23 protein-coding genes and 2 pseudogenes are annotated in these 25,110 nt (G+C 44.9%); 9 read left to right on the top strand and 16 right to left on the bottom strand.

From position 1 onward, the window contains the following. Positions 1–32: 32 nt before the first annotated feature. Complete coding sequence (locus tag XZ46_RS03815) at positions 33–830, bottom strand: C40 family peptidase (protein ID WP_008057126.1); 798 nt, start codon at positions 828–830, stop codon at positions 33–35. A 34-nt stretch (positions 831–864) separates the two neighbouring features. Between XZ46_RS03815 and XZ46_RS03810 the strand changes: the two genes are divergently transcribed. The 5 genes from XZ46_RS03810 (at position 865) to XZ46_RS03790 (ending at position 6,773) form a co-directional block, all read left to right on the top strand. Beyond that, a complete protein-coding gene (locus XZ46_RS03810; RefSeq protein WP_006621471.1) occupies positions 865–1,827 on the top strand; it encodes a serine hydrolase in 963 nt (320 codons plus the stop codon). 186 nt (positions 1,828–2,013) lie between these two features. Next, positions 2,014–4,026, top strand: coding sequence for an FAD-dependent oxidoreductase (locus tag XZ46_RS03805; protein ID WP_006669125.1), 2,013 nt, complete (start codon positions 2,014–2,016; stop codon positions 4,024–4,026). 78 nt (positions 4,027–4,104) lie between these two features. Continuing rightward, entirely contained in the window at positions 4,105–4,506 is a 402-nt protein-coding gene (locus XZ46_RS03800) for a hypothetical protein (RefSeq protein WP_008057127.1), read from the top strand. 184 nt (positions 4,507–4,690) lie between these two features. Continuing rightward, positions 4,691–5,596: a DNA-methyltransferase gene (locus XZ46_RS03795; protein ID WP_006621474.1), complete on the top strand. Its 906-nt coding sequence runs from the start codon at positions 4,691–4,693 to the stop codon at positions 5,594–5,596. Positions 5,597–5,774: 178 nt separating this feature from the next. Beyond that, positions 5,775–6,773 carry a homogentisate phytyltransferase gene (locus XZ46_RS03790; RefSeq protein ID WP_008057135.1) on the top strand — a complete coding sequence of 333 codons (999 nt, stop codon included), beginning with the start codon at positions 5,775–5,777 and terminating at the stop codon, positions 6,771–6,773. Here XZ46_RS03790 and XZ46_RS03785 read toward each other — a convergent pair. From XZ46_RS03785 to XZ46_RS03760, 6 genes are all read right to left on the bottom strand, one after another. After that, on the bottom strand, positions 6,770–7,402 hold the full coding sequence (locus XZ46_RS03785) for a Maf family protein (protein ID WP_006621476.1): 633 nt from the start codon (positions 7,400–7,402) through the stop codon (positions 6,770–6,772). The two genes, XZ46_RS03790 and XZ46_RS03785, sit on opposite strands and share 4 nt — an antisense overlap. Positions 7,403–7,415: 13 nt before the next feature. Further along, complete coding sequence (gene psbP / locus XZ46_RS03780; protein ID WP_006621477.1) at positions 7,416–7,958, bottom strand: photosystem II reaction center PsbP; 543 nt, start codon at positions 7,956–7,958, stop codon at positions 7,416–7,418. A 109-nt stretch (positions 7,959–8,067) separates the two neighbouring features. Then, the gene (locus tag XZ46_RS03775) at positions 8,068–9,120 is read right to left on the bottom strand and encodes a M23 family metallopeptidase (RefSeq protein WP_008057145.1); all 1,053 of its coding nucleotides are present in this window, start codon (positions 9,118–9,120) and stop codon (positions 8,068–8,070) included. A 122-nt stretch (positions 9,121–9,242) separates the two neighbouring features. Beyond that, positions 9,243–10,259 (bottom strand): S1 family peptidase, encoded by a 1,017-nt coding sequence (locus XZ46_RS03770; protein ID WP_008057146.1) that lies wholly within the window; start codon positions 10,257–10,259, stop codon positions 9,243–9,245. Between the two features lie 92 nt (positions 10,260–10,351). Beyond that, positions 10,352–10,942 carry a COP23 domain-containing protein gene (locus XZ46_RS03765; RefSeq protein WP_008057147.1) on the bottom strand — a complete coding sequence of 197 codons (591 nt, stop codon included), beginning with the start codon at positions 10,940–10,942 and terminating at the stop codon, positions 10,352–10,354. 28 nt (positions 10,943–10,970) lie between these two features. Continuing rightward, the gene (locus XZ46_RS03760; protein WP_008057148.1) at positions 10,971–11,438 is read right to left on the bottom strand and encodes a helix-turn-helix domain-containing protein; all 468 of its coding nucleotides are present in this window, start codon (positions 11,436–11,438) and stop codon (positions 10,971–10,973) included. A 159-nt stretch (positions 11,439–11,597) separates the two neighbouring features. Between XZ46_RS03760 and gatA the strand changes: the two genes are divergently transcribed. Then, positions 11,598–13,064, top strand: a complete 1,467-nt coding sequence (gene gatA / locus XZ46_RS03755; RefSeq protein WP_006621483.1) for an Asp-tRNA(Asn)/Glu-tRNA(Gln) amidotransferase subunit GatA — start codon at positions 11,598–11,600, stop codon at positions 13,062–13,064. A gap of 4 nt (positions 13,065–13,068) precedes the next feature. Here the strand turns inward: gatA and XZ46_RS03750 are convergent, their stop codons facing one another. Both XZ46_RS03750 and XZ46_RS03745 read right to left on the bottom strand, forming a co-directional pair. Beyond that, a complete protein-coding gene (locus tag XZ46_RS03750) occupies positions 13,069–14,451 on the bottom strand; it encodes an MlaD family protein (RefSeq protein ID WP_006621484.1) in 1,383 nt (460 codons plus the stop codon). A gap of 73 nt (positions 14,452–14,524) precedes the next feature. After that, positions 14,525–15,307: an ABC transporter ATP-binding protein gene (locus XZ46_RS03745; RefSeq protein ID WP_008057149.1), complete on the bottom strand. Its 783-nt coding sequence runs from the start codon at positions 15,305–15,307 to the stop codon at positions 14,525–14,527. Positions 15,308–15,528: 221 nt separating this feature from the next. On the opposite strand from XZ46_RS03745, the gene XZ46_RS03740 reads away from it, so the two are divergent. Next, positions 15,529–16,905, top strand: coding sequence for a gluconeogenesis factor YvcK family protein (locus tag XZ46_RS03740; protein ID WP_006621486.1), 1,377 nt, complete (start codon positions 15,529–15,531; stop codon positions 16,903–16,905). Between the two features lie 6 nt (positions 16,906–16,911). Here XZ46_RS03740 and XZ46_RS03735 read toward each other — a convergent pair whose 3' ends face one another. The 5 genes and pseudogenes from XZ46_RS03735 to XZ46_RS03725 form a co-directional block, all read right to left on the bottom strand. Further along, positions 16,912–17,943, bottom strand: a complete 1,032-nt coding sequence (locus XZ46_RS03735) for a C39 family peptidase (protein ID WP_048895364.1) — start codon at positions 17,941–17,943, stop codon at positions 16,912–16,914. Positions 17,944–17,988: 45 nt separating this feature from the next. Beyond that, positions 17,989–18,210: pseudogene (locus XZ46_RS38195) on the bottom strand (peptidoglycan-binding domain-containing protein); the annotation flags it as partial. 115 nt (positions 18,211–18,325) lie between these two features. Then, positions 18,326–19,357, bottom strand: coding sequence for a C39 family peptidase (locus XZ46_RS36265; RefSeq protein WP_035759853.1), 1,032 nt, complete (start codon positions 19,355–19,357; stop codon positions 18,326–18,328). A 45-nt stretch (positions 19,358–19,402) separates the two neighbouring features. After that, positions 19,403–20,146, bottom strand: a pseudogene (locus tag XZ46_RS36260) (peptidoglycan-binding domain-containing protein); the annotation flags it as partial. Between the two features lie 137 nt (positions 20,147–20,283). After that, complete coding sequence (locus XZ46_RS03725) at positions 20,284–21,579, bottom strand: M16 family metallopeptidase (RefSeq protein ID WP_008057153.1); 1,296 nt, start codon at positions 21,577–21,579, stop codon at positions 20,284–20,286. A gap of 169 nt (positions 21,580–21,748) precedes the next feature. On the opposite strand from XZ46_RS03725, the gene XZ46_RS03720 reads away from it, so the two are divergent. Further along, the gene (locus tag XZ46_RS03720; protein ID WP_006669132.1) at positions 21,749–22,111 is read left to right on the top strand and encodes a VOC family protein; all 363 of its coding nucleotides are present in this window, start codon (positions 21,749–21,751) and stop codon (positions 22,109–22,111) included. Continuing rightward, on the top strand, positions 22,108–23,400 hold the full coding sequence (locus tag XZ46_RS03715) for a recombinase family protein (RefSeq protein ID WP_008057154.1): 1,293 nt from the start codon (positions 22,108–22,110) through the stop codon (positions 23,398–23,400). The genes XZ46_RS03720 and XZ46_RS03715 overlap by 4 nt, the downstream gene beginning before the upstream one ends. A 58-nt stretch (positions 23,401–23,458) precedes the next feature. Here XZ46_RS03715 and XZ46_RS03710 read toward each other — a convergent pair whose 3' ends face one another. Both XZ46_RS03710 and XZ46_RS03705 read right to left on the bottom strand, forming a co-directional pair. Beyond that, entirely contained in the window at positions 23,459–24,076 is a 618-nt protein-coding gene (locus XZ46_RS03710) for an ExbD/TolR family protein (protein ID WP_008057155.1), read from the bottom strand. Positions 24,077–24,173: 97 nt separating this feature from the next. After that, positions 24,174–25,097 carry a MotA/TolQ/ExbB proton channel family protein gene (locus tag XZ46_RS03705; protein ID WP_008057157.1) on the bottom strand — a complete coding sequence of 308 codons (924 nt, stop codon included), beginning with the start codon at positions 25,095–25,097 and terminating at the stop codon, positions 24,174–24,176. Between the last annotated feature and the right edge of the window lie 13 nt (positions 25,098–25,110).

Below are 25,110 nucleotides of genomic sequence, written 5' to 3'. Positions count from 1 at the left end.
TAACCAAGGTTTACACCGAGATATATAGGATTTCAAAACTTAACCCTCTGTCTATGAAACCTACCAAAAGCATCAAAAGGATAGCTAGAAACTACCCGACCAGCGCCGATAAAATGTTCCGCATAATATTGACTAACCGGATTATTTGCGTGGTGCCACAACTCATCATAACCAATGCCATTGTTACCATGTTCCGGGCCGGAACTATGTATATATTGACCATCACCCAAATAAAGACCGACATGAGTAGTTTTAGATGTTGTACCAAAAAAAACTAAATCCCCTGGCTGCATTTCCCAGATAACTGGTGGTATAGGTTGAACAAACGCCTGTTGTTGATAAGCGTCTCTGGGTAGCCAAATACCCTGTTGAGAAAAAGCAGCTTGTATCAAACCGGAACAATCATAATTAGGTCCGACCGTCCCTCCCCATAGGTAAGTATTACCAATTTTTGCAGCTTGGTGACAAAATGCGATCGCCTTATTTATTGCCTGATTAATCGTTTCGGATGATATAATTGTACGGGGTAATGGTGATGGAGGCTTTAGCAAATGTTCAACATCCCCCGCAGCCAACCAACCCGGGTAATCATCCTCCCACAATTGCACAGGTATAGCTGAAATATTCTCAGCCGTGTTAACCTCAAACAGGCGCAGGTGTCGTCCAGTAGCCGCCTGAGTTGCCAGAGTGCTACACTCAGGAGAATCATAAATATTCAGATCACCTTTGCATTTATACTCAACTGGGAGTAGCTTTAGTGACACTGTAGCATCAGTGCCAACAACTGTCGCCACCTTCCCCAAAATATCCGATAATCCATCAACGACCATATTTGTCACCAATATTGAAAACTAATTTCCTGTTATGGCATTTTTCCATCCAGACCCAAAGATACAAACTCTTGGCACAAGCATTATAGAGGCAACCCGGAGTAAATTTCCAGGACTAAGCGCCAATCAAATAGCCATGACCTGGGTAATTTATGACCCGCCAGTTTCTGTGAATACCGGAGGCGCACTTACTCCCGAAGAATTTTGGAAATATCCTGTTAGGGGGTTTGCATATCGGGGAATTGAACGCATTTATCCAGCCAGTGTAGTTAAACTATTCTACTTGGTGGCTGTTTACGAGTGGGTGGAAAAGGGTATGTTGCAAATCTCTCCCGAGTTAGAACGTGCCATTAAAGATATGATTGCACATTCTAGCAATGATGCTACCAGTTTAGTAGTGGATGTATTAACTGGAACCACCAGCGGTCCCGAATTATCACCCGGTCCCTTCGAGACTTGGAAATATCAACGAAATATCATTAATCGCTATTTTCAATCCCTGAATTGGCCGGAACTTGAATCAATTAATGTCAATCAAAAAACCTGGTGTGATGGTGCCTATGGTAGGGAAAGAGCCTTTTTAGGGGAACTGATGGAAAACCGTAATATGCTGACAACTAATGCCACAGCCAGGCTAATACATAGCATTGTCGGAGGTGTAGCAGCATCTTCGGAAGCCTCTCAAACAATGATGCAATTGATGCACAGAAATCTTGAGCCAGCAGCCTTAGCAGAAGACCCCGAAAATCAGGTTAAGGAATTTTTAGGGGAGGGACTACCTGAGAATGCTAAGTTATGGTCAAAGGCGGGCTGGACTTCTCAAGTTAGACATGATGCAGCTTATATTGAAATTCCCGATTTACTACCGTATTTATTAGTAGTTTTTACCGAGGGTAAATCCCAAAGTAAAAACCCGGAGATTTTACCCTATATTTCTCAATTAGTGGTAGCTGCCATGAAAGATAGCATAGGCGACTGGCTACCCCACCAACCCTAAACCCCAACCATAAGTGCGTCAGACCTGAACATCTCAGGTGAAAGTTATCATGGCTCTCTCTGACGCATCTTACCAATTTTGGTCAAGGGAATATATAATGGTTGAAATTGTCAATTTATCCGTCTGAGGTATCCTACCAATTGACGCACTCACGCGCAATGATCAGGTTTTATATGGTAACATATTATGAAGATTATTAAAACTGCGTTTTATGTAAAAATTGCCTTGGGTCTAGTGGCTTCGGTGTTCAGTCAGCAAGTAGCGGAGGCGAGTTTACCCAGGACTACAGATACTCAAGAAACTTGTGATATTTTAGTGTTTGGTGGCGGACTAGCAGGCGCAGCCACAGCCTATGAGGCATTATTAGCAGGTCGGACAGTTTGCTTAACGGATATTACTGACTGGGTAGGGGGTCAAATTTCCTCCCAGGGAACCTCGGCTTTGGATGAACGCGCCACACAACGATCGCTATTATTTTTCCCGCGAGGATACCTAGAATTGCGCGATCGCATCAAAGAAAAATATGGGATTTTGAACCCTGGTGCTTGTTGGGTAAGCGAGTCTTGTTTCCGACCTTATGACGGTCACGCCATTTTATTATCAATGCTACAAGATGCGGCAAAACAGGGTAAAGGTACTTTAAAATGGTTTCCTAATACTGTTCCCAAATATGTAGAAATAGCAGATAGACAAATTCTCAGTGCGATCGCCATTCAACATCAAGCCGCCCCCGGTACACCCCCCCTAAATAGCGAACCCCTATCCCAAATTATTGAAGATGCTTACAGTTGGGAAGACTCACCCCGCCTCACGAAAACCATTATCGAATTTCTCCCCGCCAATACAGATAAACAAACCGCTAACTGGTACGTGGTAGAAGCCACAGAAACCGGGGAAATTATCGGAATGACCAATATTCCCCACAACTTGGGTATAGACCCACGCAACCCCCTAGAACCCACCTCCTCCAGCGTCACCGGAGACCCCTATTGCACCCAGGGTTTCACCTATACCTTCGCCATGAAAGCCCTCGCCGAGCCAGAACCCATCGAAAAACCACCATTTTACGAACGCTATGCGCCCTACTACAGCTATGAATTGCAGCGATTAGCTAATTTTACCCTAGTGTTTACTTACCGTCGCATTCACAGCGAAAACCCAGAAGGACCTTTTCACCCCGACCCACGCAGGTGGACTATTTATCCAGGGGATATCTCCATGCAAAACTGGACTTGGGGCAATGATTACCGTCCGGGAACCTCTCAGGACAATTTAATCCTAACTCCCCGACAACTAGCCGCCAGCGGGCAGCTAGAACCCGGAAATTGGATGGGCGGACTACGGGTGCAGTCCTTGCAATATGGCGAAGAAAATGCCAAAGGTTTCTTTTATTGGTTAGTCAAGGGGACTACTGATTCTCAATTGGGCGATGGTGTGAAAAATAAGTACCCATTACATCGATTTTTGAGAGGATTTGATCAGCCCATGGGAACCGCCCACGGACTCTCTAAGTTTCCCTATATGCGAGAGGCGCGACGGATTATTGGTCGCCCTTCCTTCGGTCAACCTCAAGGGTTTATGATTTGGGAAACTGATATTTCTCGTAATGATTTTGCCGGGGATTTTTACCGGGAAAATCTCTCGGAATCAGAATTTAGGGAGTTATGGATGGCTTTGGCTGGGTTGGAATTACCAGCTTTAGTCGCTAGAAATCAAACGGTTGAACAGACTTCCCGCAGAGGAAGATCTACCATTTATCCTGATACGGTGGGTATTGGACATTATGCGATCGATTTTCACCCATGTATGACTTTAAGCCCCCACGAAACTCCCGGAAATACTGAAAGAGAGGGAGAACGTCTCGGACAAGGACAGGCTTACCCCTTCCAAATTCCTCTCCGGGCTATGATTCCCCAGGAAATTGATAATTTATTAGTGGTGGGTAAAAGTATTGCTACTAGCCATATTGCGGCGGCGGCTTACCGGGTGCATTCCTTTGAATGGTCTTCGGGTGCGGCGGCGGGAATGACGGCGGTTTTTGCTTTTGATAATGATGTTTTTCCCTATCAATTAGTGGCGGATTTACCAAGGCGATCGCCTTTACTAGATGAGTTACAATGGTTCATCCAAGAAAATGGTAATCCTATCGCATTTCCCCGCACTTCCATTTTTAACCGTTCTTGGGAAAATTGGAGATAATTTTTGACATTTGACTAGAGTTAACTACTAGCATTAACTCGGTAATAATGCTTAAACAATGAATCTAAAACTGATCAGATGAAGGAGATTATAGTTCACCAAGTAGATATTACACACTACCGATTAGTAGAACTCTGCCAACTTGCTGATCAAGCCAAGCCTTTCTACCAATGGGTAGAAAAAAACGCCAAAAAGATAACAGGTTCTCATAAAGAACTCAACGAGATTATGATGTCAGCCACCCGAGATGAAATGGCATCTATTATTTATGCTTGCTACGCAGAACCGGAAGAAAAGCGTCCTTTACTCTTTGATGGTATTGGCAGAGTTTACCCCCACCCAAAAGCCTGCTTTTACTTTTTTGCCTGGATGATTAGAGATGCACCTCAGCAGAGGTTAGCACCCCTAATAAGTCGATGGAAAAAGGAGGTCATGCACATTTATTTACTCGGGATATTATGGGGGCTGTACAGGACTTAAAATCATCGGGAAGTCCATGCTATATTATAGTGGTTATCATCGCCAATAACTGGTCAATATCAGAAATAACAACCATTACCAATCAAATGGACATGGTTTTTCATTTTAATTTGAATCCTCTTTTGTGGTTTTGATGAAGCCAGTCAAATTAAGTTAAATAAGTATATACAAGGTGTTTTAGATAATGGATAATCTCATCCATATTATTAATAAAGTTCTGTTGGGGGATATCCGCACTGTATCTGTAATTATTCCTGATAATTCTATCCAAGCCATAATTACTAGCCCTCCCTATTTTGGGCATCGAAATTACACCGGAAAAGATGGCTGTGCCAACGAGATAGGTAGAGAAGCAAATGTAACCGATTATATTAATAATCTGGTCACCTGCTTTGAAGTGGTAAAACCCAAACTAAAAAATAATGGTTTGCTGTGGCTGAATTTAGGTGATACTTATCGGAATAAACAACTTGAGGGTGTTCCTTGGCGGGTGGCATTTGCTCTCAAAGATAGGGGTTGGATTCTCCGCAGTGATATTATTTGGAAAAAGCCAAATGCTATGCCATCCTCTGTGAAAAATAGACCAACTACTGACCATGAATATATTTTCATGTTTTCTAAAAACACTGATTATTATTATGATGCTGATGCCATTAGGGAACCTCATATCACATTTACCGAACAATCAAAAATGAGAGGCGGTAGGAATCATTTTGGGAAACGAAATAGCACCCCAGAAAATGGCAAAAACTCCGGTAATCAGAATTTGCATGATGGTCGATGGGACCAAGCATTTCACCCCAAAGGAAGAAACAAGAGAACTGTTTGGGAAATACCCCTCGGTAAGTTCAGGGATGCACATTTTGCGGTTTATCCAGAAGATTTAGTTAAAATATGTCTACTGGCATCAACTCGTCAAGGAGATCTGGTTTTAGACCCATTTACTGGTTCAGGTACTACCGGAGTTGTTGCTATTAAGCATGACAGAAAGTTTATTGGCTGCGAACTGGTCAAGACCTATCAAAAAATGGCTCAAAATAGAATTGATGAAATTATTATTCAACCCAGCCTGTTCACACTGCCCAATTAATTAATATTAATAATCTCCTCAAAATTATGGTGGTATGCTATACTATCCATCTAGGTGATTAAGATGCTGCTAAACACTATCACAATTCCCTGATTTTGTGGGTGGGATACCATGGAAAATCTCACCAATTAACTCTATTGCATATTAACGATTAATTGACCATCAGTTTAACTCAATTATGAATCAGACTTCCTCGACTACATTACCAAAAGTTACTGGAAACTCGGTTCAGAAAAATGCGCCTTGGCTGTATGCTTTCTGGAAGTTTTCCCGACCACATACCATTATCGGAACCAGTCTCAGTGTGTTGGGGTTGTTTACGATCGCATTTAGTGCTCAACTTAATCCTACTACATGGGAAAATCCCCTTTTTGTCCCCACCAATTTAATCATCCTGCTGATTAGTTGGATAGCCTGTCTGTGTGGGAATATCTATATTGTCGGTCTTAATCAATTAGAAGATATCGAAATAGACGTAATTAATAAACCCGATTTACCTTTAGCGTCTGGGGTATATTCTCGCCGCCAGGGTCAAATTATCGTAGCCACTACAGGGATATTGGCGGTTATTTTAGCCGTGGTTGGGGGGCCTTTTTTGGCAGCTACTGTTGGGATTAGTTTAATTCTCGGCACCGCCTATTCCCTCCCTCCCATACGCTTAAAAAGATTTCCAGTTTGGGCGGCATTATGTATATTTACAGTCCGGGGGGTGATTGTCAACCTGGGGCTGTTTTGTCATTTTAGCCAGCAGTTATCAACCCCCCAATTATGGCAAATTCCGGTAATACCCCCGACGGTTTGGGTGTTAACCCTATTTATTTTGGTGTTTACGTTTGCTATTGCCATTTTTAAGGATATCCCCGATATTGAAGGCGATCGCCAATATCATATTACCACCTTTACCATCCGCCTCGGAACCGTAGCCGTATTTAATCTAGCTAGGGGAGTAATCACCATCTGTTATTTAGGGATGATGGCGGCGGCTTTCCTAGTTTATGAAAGTTTAAACCCAGTATTTTTAGTGATGACTAATCTGATATTACTGAGTTTTATGTGGTGGCAAAGCACCAGTGTAGACCTAGGGGAAAAACAAGCGATCGCCAATTTTTACCAACTCTTATGGAAACTGTTTTTTCTGGAATATATACTATTCCCCATCGCCTGTTTATTAGGTTAATTCCAAAAATTAGTGATGCCATACCCCAACTCGCGCAGCATTGACCGCAGCAGAGGTAAACTCAGACCAATCACATTAGTATGACAGCCATCTAACCTATCAACAAAAGCCCCCCCTTTCCCTTCAATCGCAAAACATCCCGCACAGTTCAAAGGTTCTCCGGTCTCCACATAAGACCGGATTTCCTCCTGATCAACAGTCGCAAAATGCACATGAGTTATGCGAGATAAAACCAAAAGTTTGGGTTTATTCAAATCCAGTAAAGCATGACCAGTATAAAGCTGTCCGACATTACCACTAAGATTTTGCCAACGGGCGATCGCTTCTAGTTTATCAGCAGGTTTACCGTAAATTTCACCCCCCATTACCAACACCGAATCACAGCCCAAAATTAGCGCATTTTTGCCGTTTGCCAAATAGCTATGGGGATGGTCTTTTAACCGTCTCCCCACAGCTTCCGCTTTGGCTTTAGCGAGTTGTTCTACCAATGCAGTCGGATCATCAATCTGAATGCTAGACTCATCAAAATCACTCTTAATTACTACTGGCTCAATTCCCACAGTTTTTAATAGTCTATGTCTGGCTGGGGAAGCAGAAGCCAGGACGAAAGTGATAGCTGAGTCCACCATATCAGAATCTCCGTTAATAAACAGTAAACGATCGCACCACTTGTTCTAACAGAGTTTTGCTTTTTTGCCAACGCTGTTCACTGGTGGATATATTCAAGGTAAACAACTTACCCCGACTGATAGCAATACTAGCGAAATCATGCCGTTTTTGCTGATTAGGAAGAGTCACAGCATATTCCAGTAAATAGTAAGTATTATTGGTGGATTCTCTTTTCCCAGCATTCACCAACTCGGCTGTCCGACCCGAACCTTCTGGGGCGATCGCATTTTTACTGAGGGTATATCCCACCTCTGTGGGAGTGCCAATTTCCTCTAAACTATCACCCCTAGTCACAGAACTAATCACCACACTAACATTTTCGGTGGAGTCGATCATATCGTGAAAAACCACATCCGGTCCATTAGAGACCCTCACCTCCACCCAACCGTTAGGGTAAAGAAACTCATAGCCATCTGCTGTGTCCACAAAACTTTTTAGACCTCCCCCGGTGGCTACACATCCCCCCAGGGTGAGACTAACAACAACTAGGATAATTGATGCAATTCGTTTGAACATTGAAACACATTTCCATTACTGCAAAATCGATGCTTGATCGAGTCTTGAGCGACTCTGACAGCGATCGACAGTATAACCATTGTCCCATTAATCGGCTGTTTAACTCTGGTTAGGTCAAATTTAACTCAACCTGTCGTTGCACATTTATTAAAACTCGATCGCCACGGGTAAGGCTGTATTCAGCTTTCCAGACTCCTGGAAGTAGACTAGCGCCAGAATTTCTTTGTCCCACATAGCCCACCCAGGTGAGACTGGGAGATTGAATGCGGTCATTATGGTCAACTACCACATTACCTCTGGGGTCAATCATCCGATATTTCACCTCATCCCCCGCTAAAATACCATAGGCTTGCACCCAGAATAATAGGGCGGGAATTTGTGCGGACAAGACGGTTTCTGAATGCTTCCCATCCCAAATTTGGTCCATGTCGGGGGGGTCTGTGGAAAATCCCGCCCTAATTAGACCTGTGGGATTATACCCAGAAGGTTGATTCCAAATCGGATCTAAGCTAATCTGACAACCGGGTGAGGAGGTCGGACCGACAAAAGGATCAACTACCTGTCCTTGGTGGGTAACGGTGATGTGAACATGGGGAAAGGAGGTTAAACCGGATGTTCCCACCATTCCTAACACTGTGTCAGTATTGACGCGATCGCCTGATTTAACCGCCACACTACCCCGCCGCAGGTGACAATATTGAGTTTCCCAACCTTTTCCGTGGTCAATAACTACCCCATTACCGCATTCTTGACCCTCTACCCTTGACCTTTCCGCAGGATGTCTAATTCGCCGATCTTCGACTCCATCACGGACTCTTAATACCTGACCAGAGGCTGATGCAAATACGGGGACTCCTTTGGCCATCATTCTTTCATCGGGAATGGCAAAATCTGTTCCTTTATGACCATCATAGGTTTGACGACCACAGCCAAAATCTACGGCTTGGGGACTCGGATCGCGATCGGTGTATAAAATCACTAAACAATCTTTATTTAATTCACATTTCAGCGGTGGAGACAAACTCACGCTATCTGTGGCGATCGCCACTGTATCCGGTTCGGAATTAAGGCTGAAACTGATTGACGGAGGAACACAACCTATCAGCAGTGATAGTCCTAACCCCAACATAAATAAGCATAGATATCGCAGGTGTTTGAGCATTTGTCAGATGTTGGATATGTCTTATATGTGTCGTTAGTAATTATAGCAAATCCCTAATCGGCTTGCCCTTACTCTTTACGGAGTCTGACGCTACCACAAGATATGTGGGTAATTTTCTCCAGTTATTGGGTGATTTCTGGCAGTAAAAACCACGGAAAATCAGGATAGTTAAATTGCCATAATATGGCATTACTTTCAGGAATATATAAATCGGTAATTGGGGAAAATTCCGGTGCTAATTCAGTCAAGCGATCGCTAGGAATGGCAAAAGCTAGATGTCTCATTTGTTCCCGTAAATCTGGGGGTGGCTGTTCACCATCATCATAAATATAGGGGTCTCCCCACAGGGGATAAGCGTGCATTCCATTAATACCGACTACCTTTCCCCAACGGTCTAACAGGGGGCCGCCACTCATGCCTTTTTGGATCGGATTAGTATAGCCAATTTGATAACCGTTTTTAAAGGGTTTTTCGGGAATTAAAGAGACTCTCCCTCTGGTTAAATTCAATCCTTTATTTCTGGTGGGAGGGTATTTTTTATCCGGGAATTTGGCGAGGGATGATTTGGGATTAAATAGATGATCTAATGATGGTTTTTTGTCTATCAGTTTGCCATGATTATTGTGAAAGTTAATGGGTTGAATATTATCGGCATCTATCGGAAATGGAAAACCCGCCCCAAATACTTTATCACCGGGTGAGAGAGTAGCGGAAGGATGGAAAGAAGCGATCGCATAATTTTGAGGTTTACCCTGAAACTGAATCAGGGCTAAATCTTGTCCTTGTAAGGAATAATTCTTGAGTAAATCGGCTTGATAAATCTGACCATCAGGAGTTTGGATTAAATAGGGAGATTCCTCGGTATTGATGACATGATCATTAGTCAAAACCGTATATAAATCACCTTCTCTTTTAATGATAATTCCCGACCCCCAAGCTGACCCAGAAATAATTTTGACTGTAATTGATTCAGCGATCGCCTTCAACTCTTGAGGGCTACAAGGTCGGCATTCACCCTCGCCACATACCGGATTAGTAGAGCAAGTAATGGCGGGTAACTTATTAGGTAGAAAAAAATAATCTAAATGATGCTGCCAAATTCCCGAAAAATTAGCAATTAAAAAAGGCAGTAATAGCATATAAATCCTCATCAAAAACTGCCATGATTAATTATTCCTGCCCCCTCCTCACGCCCAGGACCCCTCAACTAAGGAGGCAGAAGGATCAGCATTTAATCAGAATTAAAAGTAATTTGCTGATCTAGGTATTCTTGGAAATCCAAATATAGACGGGAATCAGTTTCCGACAAAGGACCAGCATTAGCATTAGCTTGTAGAGCAAAAAGCTGTCGGATAGTGCGGCGAGCATCTTGATTAGGTTTGAGAGTAAATAGAACCCCCAAACAGGGACCATCCTTAGCATCAGAAACACAGATAACTGGCTGTCGATTAACAGTTCCTGTAGTCACATAATTAAGTAATCCGCGCTCATAGAACTCCTGAAATTTAGCCGAAACTTGGCGACAGCGAGTTTGTGGCACATAACCAGCCTGATTAAAAACCAAAGAAACCCAACGAATTACGGGAAAAGTCCCCCGCGAGTTGCGGACAAAAGTAGTAGGGACATCATCATCACTACGTCCACAAAAAAACTCTTGTTCCACTACTGTATTATATCGCTGATGTGGCTGATATAGCTGATGTCGATGGCGCGGAAACTGTGTGATTTCGGTTTCTTCAGCGGCTGTGCCATTACCAACAAAGAAAGAAGCGATCGCCATCGCTCCTCCCGTGGCTAAATTAAAGAGATATTTTGGTTTCATTGTCCTTAGAACCAGATAACTGAATAGATCAAAATTCCGAACCAGAATTGTTCCGTTGCTTCCAATTGACCCCTAATCGTTTGAGATAGTCCCACCCCCGCTGGGGCCAAACGTGCTGGCGGCCAGTGCGTTCAGCAATCCACTGGGCTACCTTGGGGCCAGACCAGGGTCCCCCATCAGGAGCCGGACCTTGCAAAGCCTGCTTGAGTTCCTTTTGCTGTGATTTAGTCAAAAGCGATCGCGCCACAGGGGGCTGGCGATCGCGACTACGGTTTCTCACCGAAGGTGGGCCCTCGTGGTTATAACGTCGGATAATCTCTTTGGCGTAGTCGTAATTTAACCCCACAACCTCTGCCGCCTGTTTGATCGTCCAACCGCTGCCAACCAAATGAAGAAGATGCCACCGACGCGACTCAGTAGTATCTCTAGCTTGTCGGTAACGGTTTTTGAGATCATCAACCGATAAATGGGGTTCAATATGAGCCTTTGGTGGCATACCTCCTCATCTGATCATCCACAACACTGCTTGATCTATCGTCAGTTTGGCAAAATTTCCGGATCAAACAAAAATTTAGCGATCGCCACTGATCAGGTAGTAAAGTGTTACCAATTTTTCGCTAAACTCAAATATTGGAACTAAAACAGAGGAGACCGCATGGCATCGATCTGCGAGTTGCACCAACAACTGGTAAATAAAGAACGCTCTGCTGTGGAAATCACCACCGAAGCGCTCGATCGCATTAATAAACTAGAACCCACACTTAAAAGTTTTCTGTGTATTACCGCAGATCGAGCCTTAGAACAAGCCCGACAGGTCGATGCTAAAATTGCAGCCGGAGACGAAATCGGATTATTAGCAGGCATTCCCATAGCCGTCAAAGACAATATGTGTACGGAAGGGATTACCACCACCTGTGGCTCGAAAATTCTCGCGAACTTCGTGCCTCCCTATGAGTCCACTGTGACCACCAAACTCATAGAAGCCGGAGCAGTTATACTCGGAAAAACCAACCTAGATGAGTTTGCGATGGGAAGTTCCACCGAAAACTCAGCCTTTCAAATCACCGCTAACCCTTGGGATATAACCAGAGTTCCCGGAGGGTCCTCTGGCGGGTCAGCAGCAGCCGTAGCAGCCAACCAGGCAGTAGTTGCCCTTGGTTCGGATACAGGGGGTTCCATTCGTCAACCAGCCTCATTCTGTGGAGTTGTAGGCATGAAACCCACCTATGGGCTAGTATCCCGCTATGGGTTGGTAGCTTATGCTTCTTCGTTGGATCAGATTGGCCCCTTTGGTCGCACGGTCGAAGATGCGGCGATTTTGCTAAATGCGATCGCTGGTTACGACCCCAAAGACTCCACCAGTCTTAACGTAGAGATCCCCAACTATAGCGATTTTTTAAAGCCCTCCCTCAAACCCAGAAGCAAAATCAAAATTGGGGTAATTAAAGAAACCTTCGGGGAAGGCTTAGATCCCGTAGTAGAACAAGCCGTTACTAAAGCGATCGATGTCCTGCAAAGCCTAGGCGCAGAAATTCAGGTCATCTCCTGTCCTCGGTTCCGCTATGGTCTACCCACCTACTATATTATCGCCCCCAGCGAGGCTTCCGCTAATCTCGCCCGCTATGACGGGGTTAAATATGGTTTCCGCACTCCTGATGCTGATAACCTGATTGAGATGTACGCCAAAACCCGCGCCGAAGGCTTTGGGGCGGAAGTCAAACGTCGGATCATGGTAGGAACCTATACTTTGTCTGCTGGTTACTATGATGCCTATTATCTGAAAGCCCAAAAAGTCCGCACCCTGATTAAACAAGATTTCGATCGCGCTTTTACTCAAGTAGAGGTCCTAGTTTGTCCTACCTCTCCCACCACCGCTTTTAAAGCCGGAGAAAAAACCTCTGACCCCCTGAGTATGTATCTTTCCGACCTGATGACAATTCCCGTCAATTTAGCCGGTTTACCCGCGATCAGCGTTCCCTGTGGATTTGACAGTCAGGGTCTCCCCATTGGAATGCAGTTAATTGGCAAAGTTCTCGGCGAAAGTCGTCTGTTTGAAGTCGCCCATGCTTATGAACAAGCCACCCCTTGGCATAAGCATAACCCAAACATACCCAGCTCATAGTTAACTATTCCCCATAAATCTCTACTGAGGAAGTGCTGTCAATAGTCCACCGGGGAGAATTAGCGGCGGTGTCTGGTGAACTGACCAAAGCCCATAAATCGGATATATCTGAATCGATTTCTGAGAATAGCAGTTTCATGGTTTTTTCATCCCCCGCGTCCGCCGCTTGACTGAGGGGGGCTAGGGTTTCGGCAACAGCGGTTTGGCGTTCTAACTCCTGGGTGGAGGCGAGAATATTACCCAAGCCGTTGATGATCCTCCGTAAACTATCGCGCAATCTCGGATCTCCTGTCAAATCTTCAATATCTGCGGTCACTTTCTGCATATTTTGCAGGGTGGAACGGGCCGAGTCTAGGGTTTGTTGCAGTAAGATTATATTATCCGGGTTGTTGACACTCTGAGAAACATCTCGCAAGTTCTCCGAGGCGATCACGGCATTGGCTGATAAGGTTTCCAGATTGGTTAATAGTTCCCCCTGTTCAAATCGGGCTATAACTGGGGTTAGTGTAGCGATCGCTACACTCAATTCCTGGCTGGTTTCATTAATATTATTTAAGGTCGTCAGCAAAGTGGAGCGATTGGTAGCAACCAGGGCATTTACCTCTTGAGTTAAGGCACTTATATCACCAGTAACCTGGTCTAAGGAATTAGCCGACTGCAGTGCTGCTCCGCTGACTTCCTGCATGGAGCGCTCTAGCTGCTCGGAAAGTTGAGTCATTTCCGAGGAAAATAAGTTCATGTTTTGATCCACCGATGCACTGAAATTACCCAACTCCAATTTAGCTATATCAACTAATTGCCCCATTTTGGTGGTCAGTTGGGTGGCTTCGGCGGCGGCGAGGGCGGTATTTTCCACGGCAGCATTTAGATTAGCAAATAATTCCGGGTTGCCATAGAGTTCCCCTAAATCAAGCATAGTCTCCATGAGGCGATCGGGGCTAATACCCGGTAAACCTTGAACGGAACTCTCATGGCACAAAATATCTGACGAGGGACAGTCAGCAGCAATGGGGTTAGCAGCCACCAGCTCAGGAGTTAAGACTATATTGGGGATGATATCAATATATGTTTCATTCAGAAAACCCGTCTGATTGACCAAAACTTGGGAATTTCGTGGCATTACTAAATCGGTAGATTCAATATTTAGCACCACCTCCACCCCATTAGACTGGGGTTGAATTCTGGTAACCCGCCCGACTCTTACCCCCCGATATCGTACAGGTACGCCAATTTGAAGACCAGTAGCACTAGGAAATTCTGCCCGAATTTGGTAACTCTGCTGACCAAGACTGATCCCCCGCAGCCAAAAAGCTGTGGCCCCAAATAGCCCCACTCCCAATATAATCAACAAACCGACTGATCCTTCACGGACACTTCGCGATCGCATAAATCATCCTCTCATCTGTCTGTCCCATCTTCATAATGTTAGGCTAACTTAACAAATTTCAGGATCCCATCAGCTAATTGACCACCTGAATGGGTCCGCTTACACTGCCCGTAAAAAACTGTCTCAGCGCCGGATTGGTGGACTTGTAAGCCGCCTCAATTGACCCTTGCCATTGAATTTGACCTTTATACAAAAAAATTACCTGGTCTGTGGTTCTGCGGATTGTACTATCTTGGTGTGTCACCATCACATAGGTGCTGCCACCCCCGTCCCGCTTTTGTAGGCTGCGAATCAAATCTTCAATCACCGTTGAAGCGATCGGATCTAAACCGGCGGTTGGTTCGTCATACAGTATAACTTCGGGATTATCACTTGGGGTTTCTGGGTTGGGCATAATGGCTCTGGCGAAACTCACCCGTTTTCGCATTCCTCCAGATAATTCTGCTGGATAGCGATCGCAAATATTAGGCAGACCCACCATTTCTAGCCTTTCCTCAACTAATTGACGAATAGTAGCCGGGGAAAGTCTGCTGTGTTCATACAAGCGAAATCCCACATTTTGTTGAACATTAAGAGAGTCAAACAAAGCCGCATTCTGAAACACCATCCCAATACCAATCGGATCACTAAGATCATCCACCCAACCCCGTCGCAGTTGTCCCTTGACATATACTTCTCCAGCATCAGGAGGTAATAACCCCGCTATAATCCGCAAAATCGTTGATTTTCCCGTCCCAGAAGGACCGATAATTCCCAACGCTTGACCAGGATAGATTTTTAGATCTACCCCATCTAAAATCACATTGGAACCAAAGGCTTTAGAAATTGCTCGCAGTTCAATTAGTGGCTCAGACATATTAGATTTGGATTCGGTTCCCGGACATAGTTATCAATCAACCCGCCTGTAATACACAAGCTATGGCACATATACAAGATATACTGCCATTCCCAATTTGCCATAGACTCTTCCCTATGCACCATATCCATATAACTAGAAATGGCGAGATACAGGCTATCATCTCGAATTAGGTTTGCCAAAATTTAACCACCACAGATTTTTATTGAGGTCTATTATCAATGTCGATTATTTCCCTTAGATTGAAACTGCGTCGCCTGTTCAAACTCCGACTAAATTGGAGTCGCTCAGGCTACCGTTCCTCCTCACGAATAGGACAGTGGTTCAAATGGTTAGCCCCCGGTTTGCTAGTCAAACGGTGGTTACTTATTAGCGCCGGAGGGGTATTGTTGACCAGTTTGGGGTTAGCTATCTGGACAGGAATGACCCCAATTTTCTATATTTTGCAACTGCTCAGGGGATTTCTGGAATGGATTACCCAAATTATCCCTAACTCGGTTTCTGGACCGTTGCTAATTTTGGCGGGTTTACTATTCGTTTTTTGGGGTCAGAGTCGCAGCTTTAACTCTATTACCCAGGTATTCACCCCGGAAGGTGATCAGGAATTGGTCGATCGCCTCCTAGCATTGCGCCGCCTCAACCGAGGTCCGAAAATCGTAGTTATTGGCGGCGGCACGGGTCTATCAACCCTGCTGCGGGGTTTAAAAGATTACAGCGCTAATATCACGGCTATTGTTACCGTAGCGGACGATGGTGGCTCCTCTGGGCGCTTGCGTCGCGAAATTGGAGTATTACCCCCAGGAGATATTCGCAACTGTTTAGCGGCTTTAGCTGATGAGGAAAAGCTATTGACCGAATTATTCCAATACCGATTTCGGGCTGGGGATGGTTTGACAGGTCACAGTTTTGGTAATTTATTTCTCACGGCTATGGGAGAGGTGACCGGAGACCTGGAAAGGGCGATCGCAGCTAGTTCTAAGGTCTTGGCTATTCGCGGTCAAGTCCTACCCGCTACCCTCAGCGATGTTCACCTGTGGGCTAAATTAGAAGATGGTCGTCGTATTCATGGAGAGTCCAGTATTACAGAAGCTAGGGGTAAAATTGTCAAAATTGGTTGCACACCTGCCAACCCCCCAGCCCTTCCTAAAGCTATTAATGCCATTCAAGAAGCAGATTTGATTATTATCGGACCTGGTAGCCTCTACACTAGCGTTATCCCCAATTTATTGGTCCCAGAAATTACGGAAGCGATCGCTCAACGCCAAGTCCCCCGCATCTATGTTTGTAATGTCATGACCCAACCGGGAGAAACTGATAACTACAGCGTCGCCGACCACATTCGGGCGATCGATGACGCTTGTGGCCATCAACTATTTGATGCTGTCCTAGTGCAAGGAAAAGTCCCCCCGGCTCAAGCATTAATCCGCTATGCTCAAGAAGACTCTCACCCAGTTTTTATTGACCGGGAAGCCGTCAAGGAATTAGGGCGAAGAATGGTATTAACCAATATCATTGAAGTTGATAGCGACACTGGCTATGTCCGCCACAACTCCAAACGACTCGCCCAAGTCCTCCTACGTTGGTATAGCAGAGTTTAGACAATTTTACTTCGAGATAAAATGCACCCAAAAACTGCCATCAGGGATACACACCCGCCGAATGAGTTGATAGGAGTAGTGTAAATAAGCACCACTTAGATCCGTTCGATATCCACTGGAGAACCACTCCCCATAAGGGTCATGGACGATAAACCCATTTTGGTCATAGCCTACCACGACAATAATATGCCCAAAGGAGGTAAAGTATCCGTGGATAACGGCAGGATAACCCGCAGCTATCCAGTCCTGTACATCCTCAATTACCGCATTTTCGGTAAAATAATCCCTAGCACCATAGTCTCGCACAATGCGGGCTAAATCGTAGGGACTATGGCGACTATAGCCCTTATTGATAGCATAGCGATACAGTTCATCCTCAAATTGACGATATCTCGTATCACGGCGGGGAATATTAAAATATTCCAAACACATGGCTAGGGAAGTGACATTACAAGCGCCTGTGGGGTTGTAGAAATTATCTAATTGTGACTTGAAGGGGACATTCAGACGATGGCTTCTCGGTAGGGGTCTGGGGTAGGTTTGGGTTCCTCCCTCGTAAACTTCCGCATGACCACCCCAAATATACAACACAGAATAACCGCCAAAGGACTCATTACGCAAAGCTATCCTTAAATGCGCCCGGATCGGATCATAAGCCAAAACTGAAAATTCCCGTCCCGCTGAAATGGAAAATTTCTCGGAGTTGTTCAGTTGAGAAGAGGCGATCGGTTTGACCTTCAAAACTGTATCTCTGATGACTTTTAACATGGGAGTAGTTACCGGGAGGTCAGAAACCTTAGCTTCAATTAATTTTTTGGCAGTATCTGAACCAATAAATCCCGGTTCAGAGCATTCCATTAACTGCTGAAAACGATGCAGCGCCGCGGTTGACTTCGGACCAAATATCCCATCTGCTGGCGGGTCTAGCAGCCCTAAATCAATCAGCCGGATTTGAATTTGACGGCTCAAACCTGCATCAGCATTAATTTCCTTCACATCATATCGGATATCTGTACCCAGGAAGTTCTGTAGCCTCATATTTCCCTGGCGATTCACACTTTTTGTTTCTATCAGTTTTTTGGCGGTATCTGTGCCGAGAATGCCACTGGGTTCGCTACAGTTCATTAACTCCTGAAAACTCCGAAAAGCCGCCGTTGAATTGGGGCCGAATATGCCATCAACTGGCGGCGCTAGGAGTCCTAAATCAATCAGTCGAGTTTGAATTTGACGACTCAGAGCTTCATTATCATAAATGGCTTTGATATCATATTGAGTATTAGTCCCCACAAAGTCCTGTAGTCTCATGTCTATAGTTATAATTTTGGTGTTTTGTACAAGTTTTTTGGCTGGCTATGTACTGCATAACTCCTGTGGAGTTATGCAATTTATTAGGAGTTGGTAAAGTCGGGTTTAAATTATCTCACCTGGAGATGAAATGCACCCAAAAATTACCATCAGGAATACATACCCGCCGAATGAGTCGATAGGAGTAGTGTAAGTAAGCACCACTTAGATCGGTTCGATATCCGGTTGAAAACCACTCCCCATAAGGGTCATGGACGATAAACCCATTTTGGTCATAGCCTACCACGACAATAATATGCCCAAAGGAGGTAAAGTATCCATGGATAACGGCAGGATAACCGGCTGCGATCCAGTCCTGTACATCCTCAATCACGGCATTTTCGGTAAAATGATCCCTAGCACCATAGTCTCGGACAATGCGAGCTAAATCGTAGGGATTATGGCGACTATAACCCATATCCAGGGCATAGCGATATAGTTCATCCTCAAATTGACGATATCTCAAATTGCGACGCGGAATATTAAAATATGCCAAACACATGGCGATGGAAGTGACATTACAAGCGCCTGTGGGGTTGTAGAAATTATCTAATTGTGACTTGAAGGGGACATTCAGACGACGGCTAGTTGGTAGGGGTCGGGGATGGGTTCTGGTCCCTCCCTCGTAAACTTCCACATGGCCAGCCCAAATATACAAGATGGAATAACCACCAAAGGACTCATTACGCAAAGCTACCCTTAAATGCGCCCGGATCGGATCATAAGCCAAAACTGAAAATTCCCGTCCGGCTGGAATGGAAAATTTCTCGGAGTTGTTCAGTTGAGAAGAGGCGATCGGTCTCACCTTGAAAACTGTATTTCTGATGACTTTTAAAATGGGAGTAGTTACGGGGAGGTCAGAAACCTTAGTTTCAATGAGTTTTTTGGCAGTCTCAGAACCAATAAATCCGGGTTCAGAGCATTCCATTAACTGCTGAAAACGGTGCAGCGCGGCGGTTGACTTGGGACCGAAGATTCCATCGGCGGGCGGGTCTAGCAGCCCTAAATCAATGAGCCGGATTTGAATTTGACGACTCAAACCTGCATCAGCATTAATCGCCTTAACATCATATCGGAGATTGGTTCCCAGGAAGTCCTGTAGCCGCATATTTCCCGGACGACTAACAGTTTTGGTTTCTATCAGTTTTTTGGCGGTATCTGTGCCGAGAATGCCACTGGGTTCGCTACAGTTCATTAACTCCTGAAAATTCCGAAAAGCCGCCCTTGATAAGGGGCCGAATATGCCATCAACTGGGGGCGCTAGGAGTCCTAAATCAATCAGCCTAATCTGAATTTGACGACTCAGAGCCTCATTATCATAAATGGCTTGGAAGTCATATCGAATATTAGTCCCTACAAAGTCCTGTAGTCTCATATTTTCCCGTCGAATAGTGGTGGTTTCTATCAGTTTTTTGGCGGTTTCAGAGCCTAAAATACCAGATTCACTGATGTTCATTAACTCCTGAAAGCGTTTGAATGCGGCGGTTGAATTGGGGCCGAATATGCCATCAACTGGCGGCGCTAGGAGTCCTAAATCAATCAGTCGAGTCTGAATTTGACGGCTCAGACGTTCATTATCATAAATGGCTTTGATTTCATATCGAATATTAGTTCCCAGAAAATCCTCAAGCCTCATGTTCGGGGGCCGCATAGTGGTAGTGTCTAGGAGTTTTTGGGCAGTTTCAGTGGCCAGAATACCAGATTCACTGATGTTCATTAACTCCTGAAAGCGTTTGAATGCGGCGGTTGATAAGGGGCCAAAAATACCATCGACTGGGGGATCTAGGAGTCCTAAATCAATCAGACGAGTTTGGATTTGACGACTCAGAGCTTCGTCATCATCAATCTGTTGTATATCATATCGAGTATTGGTTCCTAGGAAATCTTGTAGTCTCATTTTGGGTGCTAGGTCACAAAATCACTGCAATTGTACATGGTTTGTTGACCCCCCCTACAAATAATTCATTATTTGATACAAAATATCAGAGGGGGTCGAGATTTAGAAGGGGATATCAACTCCCGGTTTCAGTTTCGTTAGGGGGTATGAGGTTTCAGGATAACTACCCCATAGGCTTGGGGTAATAAATATTGGCGGATGGCTTGTTGTAATTGTTCGGCATTGAGGGATTGAATTTGGCTGGGATATTCTAAAGCTAGGTTCACATTTCCGACGATCGCCTGATAGTAACCATACAAATTAGCGCGATCGCTTGGTGTTTCACTACCAAAAATAAACCGATTGGCTACTTGAGTCCGTACCCTGGTCATTTCGGTGGGGGTGATTAATTCCCTGTGGAGTCGGTTAATATGTTCTGCGATCGCCGCTTCGGCTTCGGCTAAGTGTTCGACCCGCAACCGAGCGGAAATATAAAATACTCCCTGTAGCCTCTGGGTCATATTGCTGCAACTAATCCCAGACACTAAACCCCGATTTTCTCGTAAATCCTGCACTAGGCGGGAGGTACGACCTTGACCTAAAATTGTAGCCAAAACATCCAAAGCATAGGTTTCTGAGAGTTGATTGAGTCCGGGAACCCGCCACACCATCATTAATCGAGCTTGCTGTAAGCTATCATCTATGATTTCGTGGCGGACAATTTCACTAAATCCTGACTCTGGGATCAGATGATGCAGATCTACTTCTGGGGGAAGTTCTGGAGGTGTCTGTAATGGGATAGACTCGGCTACTGTTCCAATTAAAGTCTCTACAGGTAAATTTCCCACAACTGCGATCGTGGTTTTTTGGGGACAGTAATGGCTGCGATGAAAATCTCGCATTTGCTGAGGAGTTAACTGTTCAATAGCGGCTGCTGGTCCTAGTACAGACCGACGATAGGGGAGACGCTTAAAGGCTGTTTCCATGGTCCGCTGAAATGAACGACGCGCGGGGTTGTCTTCAGATCGCCGGATTTCTTCTAATACTACTAGCCTCTCTCGCTCAAAAGCATCATCGGGAATAATTGGGTTAAATACTACTTCAAGCTGTAGGGGGGCTAGGGTAGCAAAGTCGGCGGGAGCGCTGGTAACATAATAGTGGGTGTAGTCCTGGCTGGTGGCTGCATTGGTTAAAGCGCCTCGTTGTTCGATGAGTCTTTCAAATTCCCCAGCTTTGAGGTTGGGAGTCCCTTTGAACACCATGTGTTCTAAAAAGTGAGCCATCCCGTTGATCGGGTCGGGTTCGACAGCGGATCCAACATCAATCCAAACATTCAAGTTCACGGCTTCAACGGGTAACTGTTCTGCCACAATGGTGAGACCATTTGATAATTTGTAGATGGTGGGAGCGTTTAGTGAGCGGGTGATATTTGATTCAAGTAGGATAGAAGTCATTGGATCTTTAGCCGTGTGGTCTTTTCCCTATCTATCTTAATGGGGTTATAGCAGAGTTACGGGGATTTGGTGATAATTTGGTTGATACTACTTGAGTTTATGCGATCGCCCGATCGCATACTACCAACCACAGGTCAAACACAACAATTATCGATAATTGCTCCCAACTATGAACATCACCAAACCTCTACACGCAGCCATTTTAGTCTCGGACTTGGCAAAATCTCAGCAATTTTATAGCCAGATCTTACAGTTAACTGCTGTCGATCGCCCTTTGAATTTCCCAGGAATATGGTATCAGATTGGTGATTGGCAAATTCATCTAATTGAATCTGAACAAGTAATTGGCGATCGAGTCAATGAAGCCAAATGGGGACGCAACCGACATCTAGCTTTCGCTGTGGCTGATTTGGCGATCGCCAAAGCACAACTCACCCGCCATAATTACCCGTTTCAAATGAGCGCTTCCGGTCGTTCAGCCCTTTTTGTGGCTGACCCTGATGGTAATATTATCGAATTGAGTCAAATATGAAAATTCTCGCCTATTCTTATACGGAACCGCTGTTAGAACCGCCGCCAGATCCGACGATTTGGGGATGGGATATTGATGGGATTTATCAAGATTTTGGCGATCGCCAACAACTAGAGCAAATGCTAGAAGATTGTCAACAACTACCACCCCCCAACTATTTATTAATCCAACGCTATGAAGAATTGGGTAACTCTGTCCTAGAAGTTAGCGATCGCCTCCGCCAACTCCAACAGTTAAACATCCAAGTTATCGCCATTGAATCCGACCTAAAATCCTCCGATATTTCCCGTGTAGATTTAATCAAATTTATCTCGGAAATTCAACAAAGTTACCACAGCCGTTGTATCCGCCAAGGACACGCGCGCAACCGTTTAAAAGCCATTCCTCCCCCCGGAAAAGCACCCTATGGCTACCGTAGAGGAAAGGAGCGCTACACCATTGATCGCAGCACCGCACCTGTAGTTAAAGACTTTTTTGAGCATTTTTTACTGTACGGTTCCCTACGCGGCGCAGTTCGGTATTTACACAAGCGATATCATAAAAAAATCTCGGTAACTACCGGGAAGCGTTGGTTAATTAACCCCGTTTATAGAGGGGATTTAGCGTATCAAAATGGCGAGATTATTTCTAATACTCATCTTCCGATTATTTCCCGTGAAGAAGCCGCCCAAATCGACAGGTTATTACGACGCAACCAGCGCCTCCCACCTCGCACAGCCAGCGCCCCCCGTTCTTTAGCTGGTTTAGTAATGTGTAGTGAATGTGGTTCAGGGATGACCATTAGCCGGGTAACTACACATAACAAAAAGCGAGAATATCTATATTTAAGACCTCTAAAATGTCCGCGTTTAACTAAGTGTAAATCCCTTAATTATCATGATATTTTATCGGCTACCATTGACCGAATTTGTACCGACCTACCCCCAGCAGTTGCCCAATTACAGATTCCAGATTTAGACCTATTTAAGCAGCAGATTTATGATGAAATAGCCCACAAAAAAGACATCATCAATCAACTGCCAACTCTGCAAAACACAGGAATCTTAGACAGGGAAACTGCCACCATTAGGGAATATAAATTGCGCCAAGAAATCGCCCAACTAGAGAATCAATTATCCCAACTTCCCCCAGTGAATTTACAAGCCACGGCTCAAGCGGTTTCTATCCGCCAATTTTGGCTAGATTTATCAGAAACGGAGAGGCGATTTTATCTGCGGGAGTTTCTGCAAAAAATCCAAATTATTCGCGATCGCCACCACTGGCATTTACAACTAAATTTTATTTTTTAACCCCCCAATGTATCTACTGTAATAGCCGTGGCTGCTGACCGGAACAATGATCGATTTTTCAATTGTCAGGAAGTAGAGGGGAAGTGGGAGAAGTGGGAGAAGTGGGAGAAGTGGGGGAACCCGGAGGCGACAATAAAGGACTCCCTGGCTGCATTTCATTAAGCGGCTGAGAGGGGAGGAAAGGATTAATAGGAGGTTCCACCCCATTATTAGGTGTCAGTACATCAGGGGCTAATAAACCCTCAGAATCAACCGGAGAGGGCATTTCCTCAGAACTCGGTAAAGTAGCCAAAGCAACGCGATCGCCTCCCACAGCCCGCATTTTATCTAAAACCTGTACAACATCATTATAACGGGCATCTTTAGGGGCATACAGCACCACCAAACCACTAGGATTCCACCTTAAAAAACGTTCCAAAGCCCGCTGCATTTGTTGAGAATTAACCCGTTGCTGGTCAATATAAGTATCCCCTCGAATATCCACCCCAACCACCAACATTTTTTGCATCTGAGTTTCACCAGTCCCCGCCCGTGGCAAATCCACATTGATCGCCTGTTGTCGGGTAAGCTGTAGGGCTGCCAAAATAAAAAACGTCAAAATACAAAAAACCACATCAATCAGGGGTAGCAGTTCAATGCGCCCCTCATCAACCTGATAATCTATGTTAACTTTCATCAATCTGCCTCCGTGGATAGTCCCACCAAAAAGGGTGTTTGTTAGTATCTTGGTATCAATGACAAAGGTTTAATTGGATCTGGGCGTGTTGTTGATATTATTCAACCTCTCCTTTTTGATGTTTATCATCATCATCAGCCAAGCGAGAATTACCCTTAATCACAGGTTGAATTAAAGTATTTTGTTCAGCTACCGACCCAGGGAATTCTGATTGAGAGGGAGTTTCCTCATCCTCAGATTCTGAAGGTAATTTGATTAAAGGAGTTTCCTCATCCTCCGACCCCTCCTCATCGGGTAGCTTAATTAAACTACCTTTTCGGGGAAAATCCTCCTGGGGTTCTTCCGCCATCAAAGAGGCATCATTAGCCTCTCCCGGAAGCAGCATCTGAGCTTTAACCTCTGGCCAATCCTGGCGATAGAGTAATTCTAATTCATTTCCGGCTTTTCGGAAGACCTTAACTTGGCTAAAGGAAAAGCCTTGAAACAGGCGATAGAAAGCCAGACTGATAATAGCCACAATCAGGCCTGTAGCTGTACTAATCAGGGCTTCTCCAATTCCCAGGGTGACATCAGCAGCCGAAGAAGTACCAATATCTCCCAGGCGGATAGAACCCAAAGAATTAATCAGACCCAAAACTGTTCCCAACAAACCTAACATAGGGGCGAGGGCAATTACCGCCTCTAGGATTTTATCGCCCCGTCGCATAGAAACAAATTCCTCCTCAGCGGCGGCTTCCAGGGCGAGACTAAATAATTCAGGGTCTGGGGTAGCGAGTTTAAGGGGGGCATAAAAAAACCTTCCCATGGGGCGATTATTGCTTTGTTTGGCAATCTGATAAGCCATTCCCCACTGTCCCCTCCGGGCGACATCCAAAACCCGGTTGACAATTCGGCGTTCACGGGTGAGGGTATTTCCCCAAAACCACAGTCTTTCAATAATGGTACTAATGGATAAAATTGATAATACCATTAGGGGCCACATGGCTGGGCCGCCTCTCTCCAAGATTTGTTGAATATCCATATAACCTATTGTC

The sequence above is a fragment of the Limnospira indica PCC 8005 genome, from assembly GCF_000973065.1.
Classification (GTDB): domain Bacteria; phylum Cyanobacteriota; class Cyanobacteriia; order Cyanobacteriales; family Microcoleaceae; genus Limnospira; species Limnospira fusiformis.
Note: the sequence above shows the minus strand (reverse complement) of the source record. Positions and strands in the feature narration are given on the sequence as shown.

What these genes read in the sequence shown, in the direction of transcription:
- XZ46_RS03815 (WP_008057126.1), bottom strand. Translation starts at nt 830, where the DNA reads ATGGTCGTTGATGGATTATCGGATATTTTGGGGAAGGTGGCGACAGTT.
- XZ46_RS03810 (WP_006621471.1), top strand. Translation starts at nt 865, where the DNA reads ATGGCATTTTTCCATCCAGACCCAAAGATACAAACTCTTGGCACAAGC.
- XZ46_RS03805 (WP_006669125.1), top strand. Translation starts at nt 2,014, where the DNA reads ATGAAGATTATTAAAACTGCGTTTTATGTAAAAATTGCCTTGGGTCTA.
- XZ46_RS03800 (WP_008057127.1), top strand. Translation starts at nt 4,105, where the DNA reads ATGAAGGAGATTATAGTTCACCAAGTAGATATTACACACTACCGATTA.
- XZ46_RS03795 (WP_006621474.1), top strand. Translation starts at nt 4,691, where the DNA reads ATGGATAATCTCATCCATATTATTAATAAAGTTCTGTTGGGGGATATC.
- XZ46_RS03790 (WP_008057135.1), top strand. Translation starts at nt 5,775, where the DNA reads ATGAATCAGACTTCCTCGACTACATTACCAAAAGTTACTGGAAACTCG.
- XZ46_RS03785 (WP_006621476.1), bottom strand. Translation starts at nt 7,402, where the DNA reads ATGGTGGACTCAGCTATCACTTTCGTCCTGGCTTCTGCTTCCCCAGCC.
- psbP (WP_006621477.1), bottom strand. Translation starts at nt 7,958, where the DNA reads ATGTTCAAACGAATTGCATCAATTATCCTAGTTGTTGTTAGTCTCACC.
- XZ46_RS03775 (WP_008057145.1), bottom strand. Translation starts at nt 9,120, where the DNA reads ATGCTCAAACACCTGCGATATCTATGCTTATTTATGTTGGGGTTAGGA.
- XZ46_RS03770 (WP_008057146.1), bottom strand. Translation starts at nt 10,259, where the DNA reads ATGCTATTACTGCCTTTTTTAATTGCTAATTTTTCGGGAATTTGGCAG.
- XZ46_RS03765 (WP_008057147.1), bottom strand. Translation starts at nt 10,942, where the DNA reads ATGAAACCAAAATATCTCTTTAATTTAGCCACGGGAGGAGCGATGGCG.
- XZ46_RS03760 (WP_008057148.1), bottom strand. Translation starts at nt 11,438, where the DNA reads ATGCCACCAAAGGCTCATATTGAACCCCATTTATCGGTTGATGATCTC.
- gatA (WP_006621483.1), top strand. Translation starts at nt 11,598, where the DNA reads ATGGCATCGATCTGCGAGTTGCACCAACAACTGGTAAATAAAGAACGC.
- XZ46_RS03750 (WP_006621484.1), bottom strand. Translation starts at nt 14,451, where the DNA reads ATGCGATCGCGAAGTGTCCGTGAAGGATCAGTCGGTTTGTTGATTATA.
- XZ46_RS03745 (WP_008057149.1), bottom strand. Translation starts at nt 15,307, where the DNA reads ATGTCTGAGCCACTAATTGAACTGCGAGCAATTTCTAAAGCCTTTGGT.
- XZ46_RS03740 (WP_006621486.1), top strand. Translation starts at nt 15,529, where the DNA reads ATGTCGATTATTTCCCTTAGATTGAAACTGCGTCGCCTGTTCAAACTC.
- XZ46_RS03735 (WP_048895364.1), bottom strand. Translation starts at nt 17,943, where the DNA reads ATGAGGCTACAGAACTTCCTGGGTACAGATATCCGATATGATGTGAAG.
- XZ46_RS36265 (WP_035759853.1), bottom strand. Translation starts at nt 19,357, where the DNA reads ATGCGGCTACAGGACTTCCTGGGAACCAATCTCCGATATGATGTTAAG.
- XZ46_RS03725 (WP_008057153.1), bottom strand. Translation starts at nt 21,579, where the DNA reads ATGACTTCTATCCTACTTGAATCAAATATCACCCGCTCACTAAACGCT.
- XZ46_RS03720 (WP_006669132.1), top strand. Translation starts at nt 21,749, where the DNA reads ATGAACATCACCAAACCTCTACACGCAGCCATTTTAGTCTCGGACTTG.
- XZ46_RS03715 (WP_008057154.1), top strand. Translation starts at nt 22,108, where the DNA reads ATGAAAATTCTCGCCTATTCTTATACGGAACCGCTGTTAGAACCGCCG.
- XZ46_RS03710 (WP_008057155.1), bottom strand. Translation starts at nt 24,076, where the DNA reads ATGAAAGTTAACATAGATTATCAGGTTGATGAGGGGCGCATTGAACTG.
- XZ46_RS03705 (WP_008057157.1), bottom strand. Translation starts at nt 25,097, where the DNA reads ATGGATATTCAACAAATCTTGGAGAGAGGCGGCCCAGCCATGTGGCCC.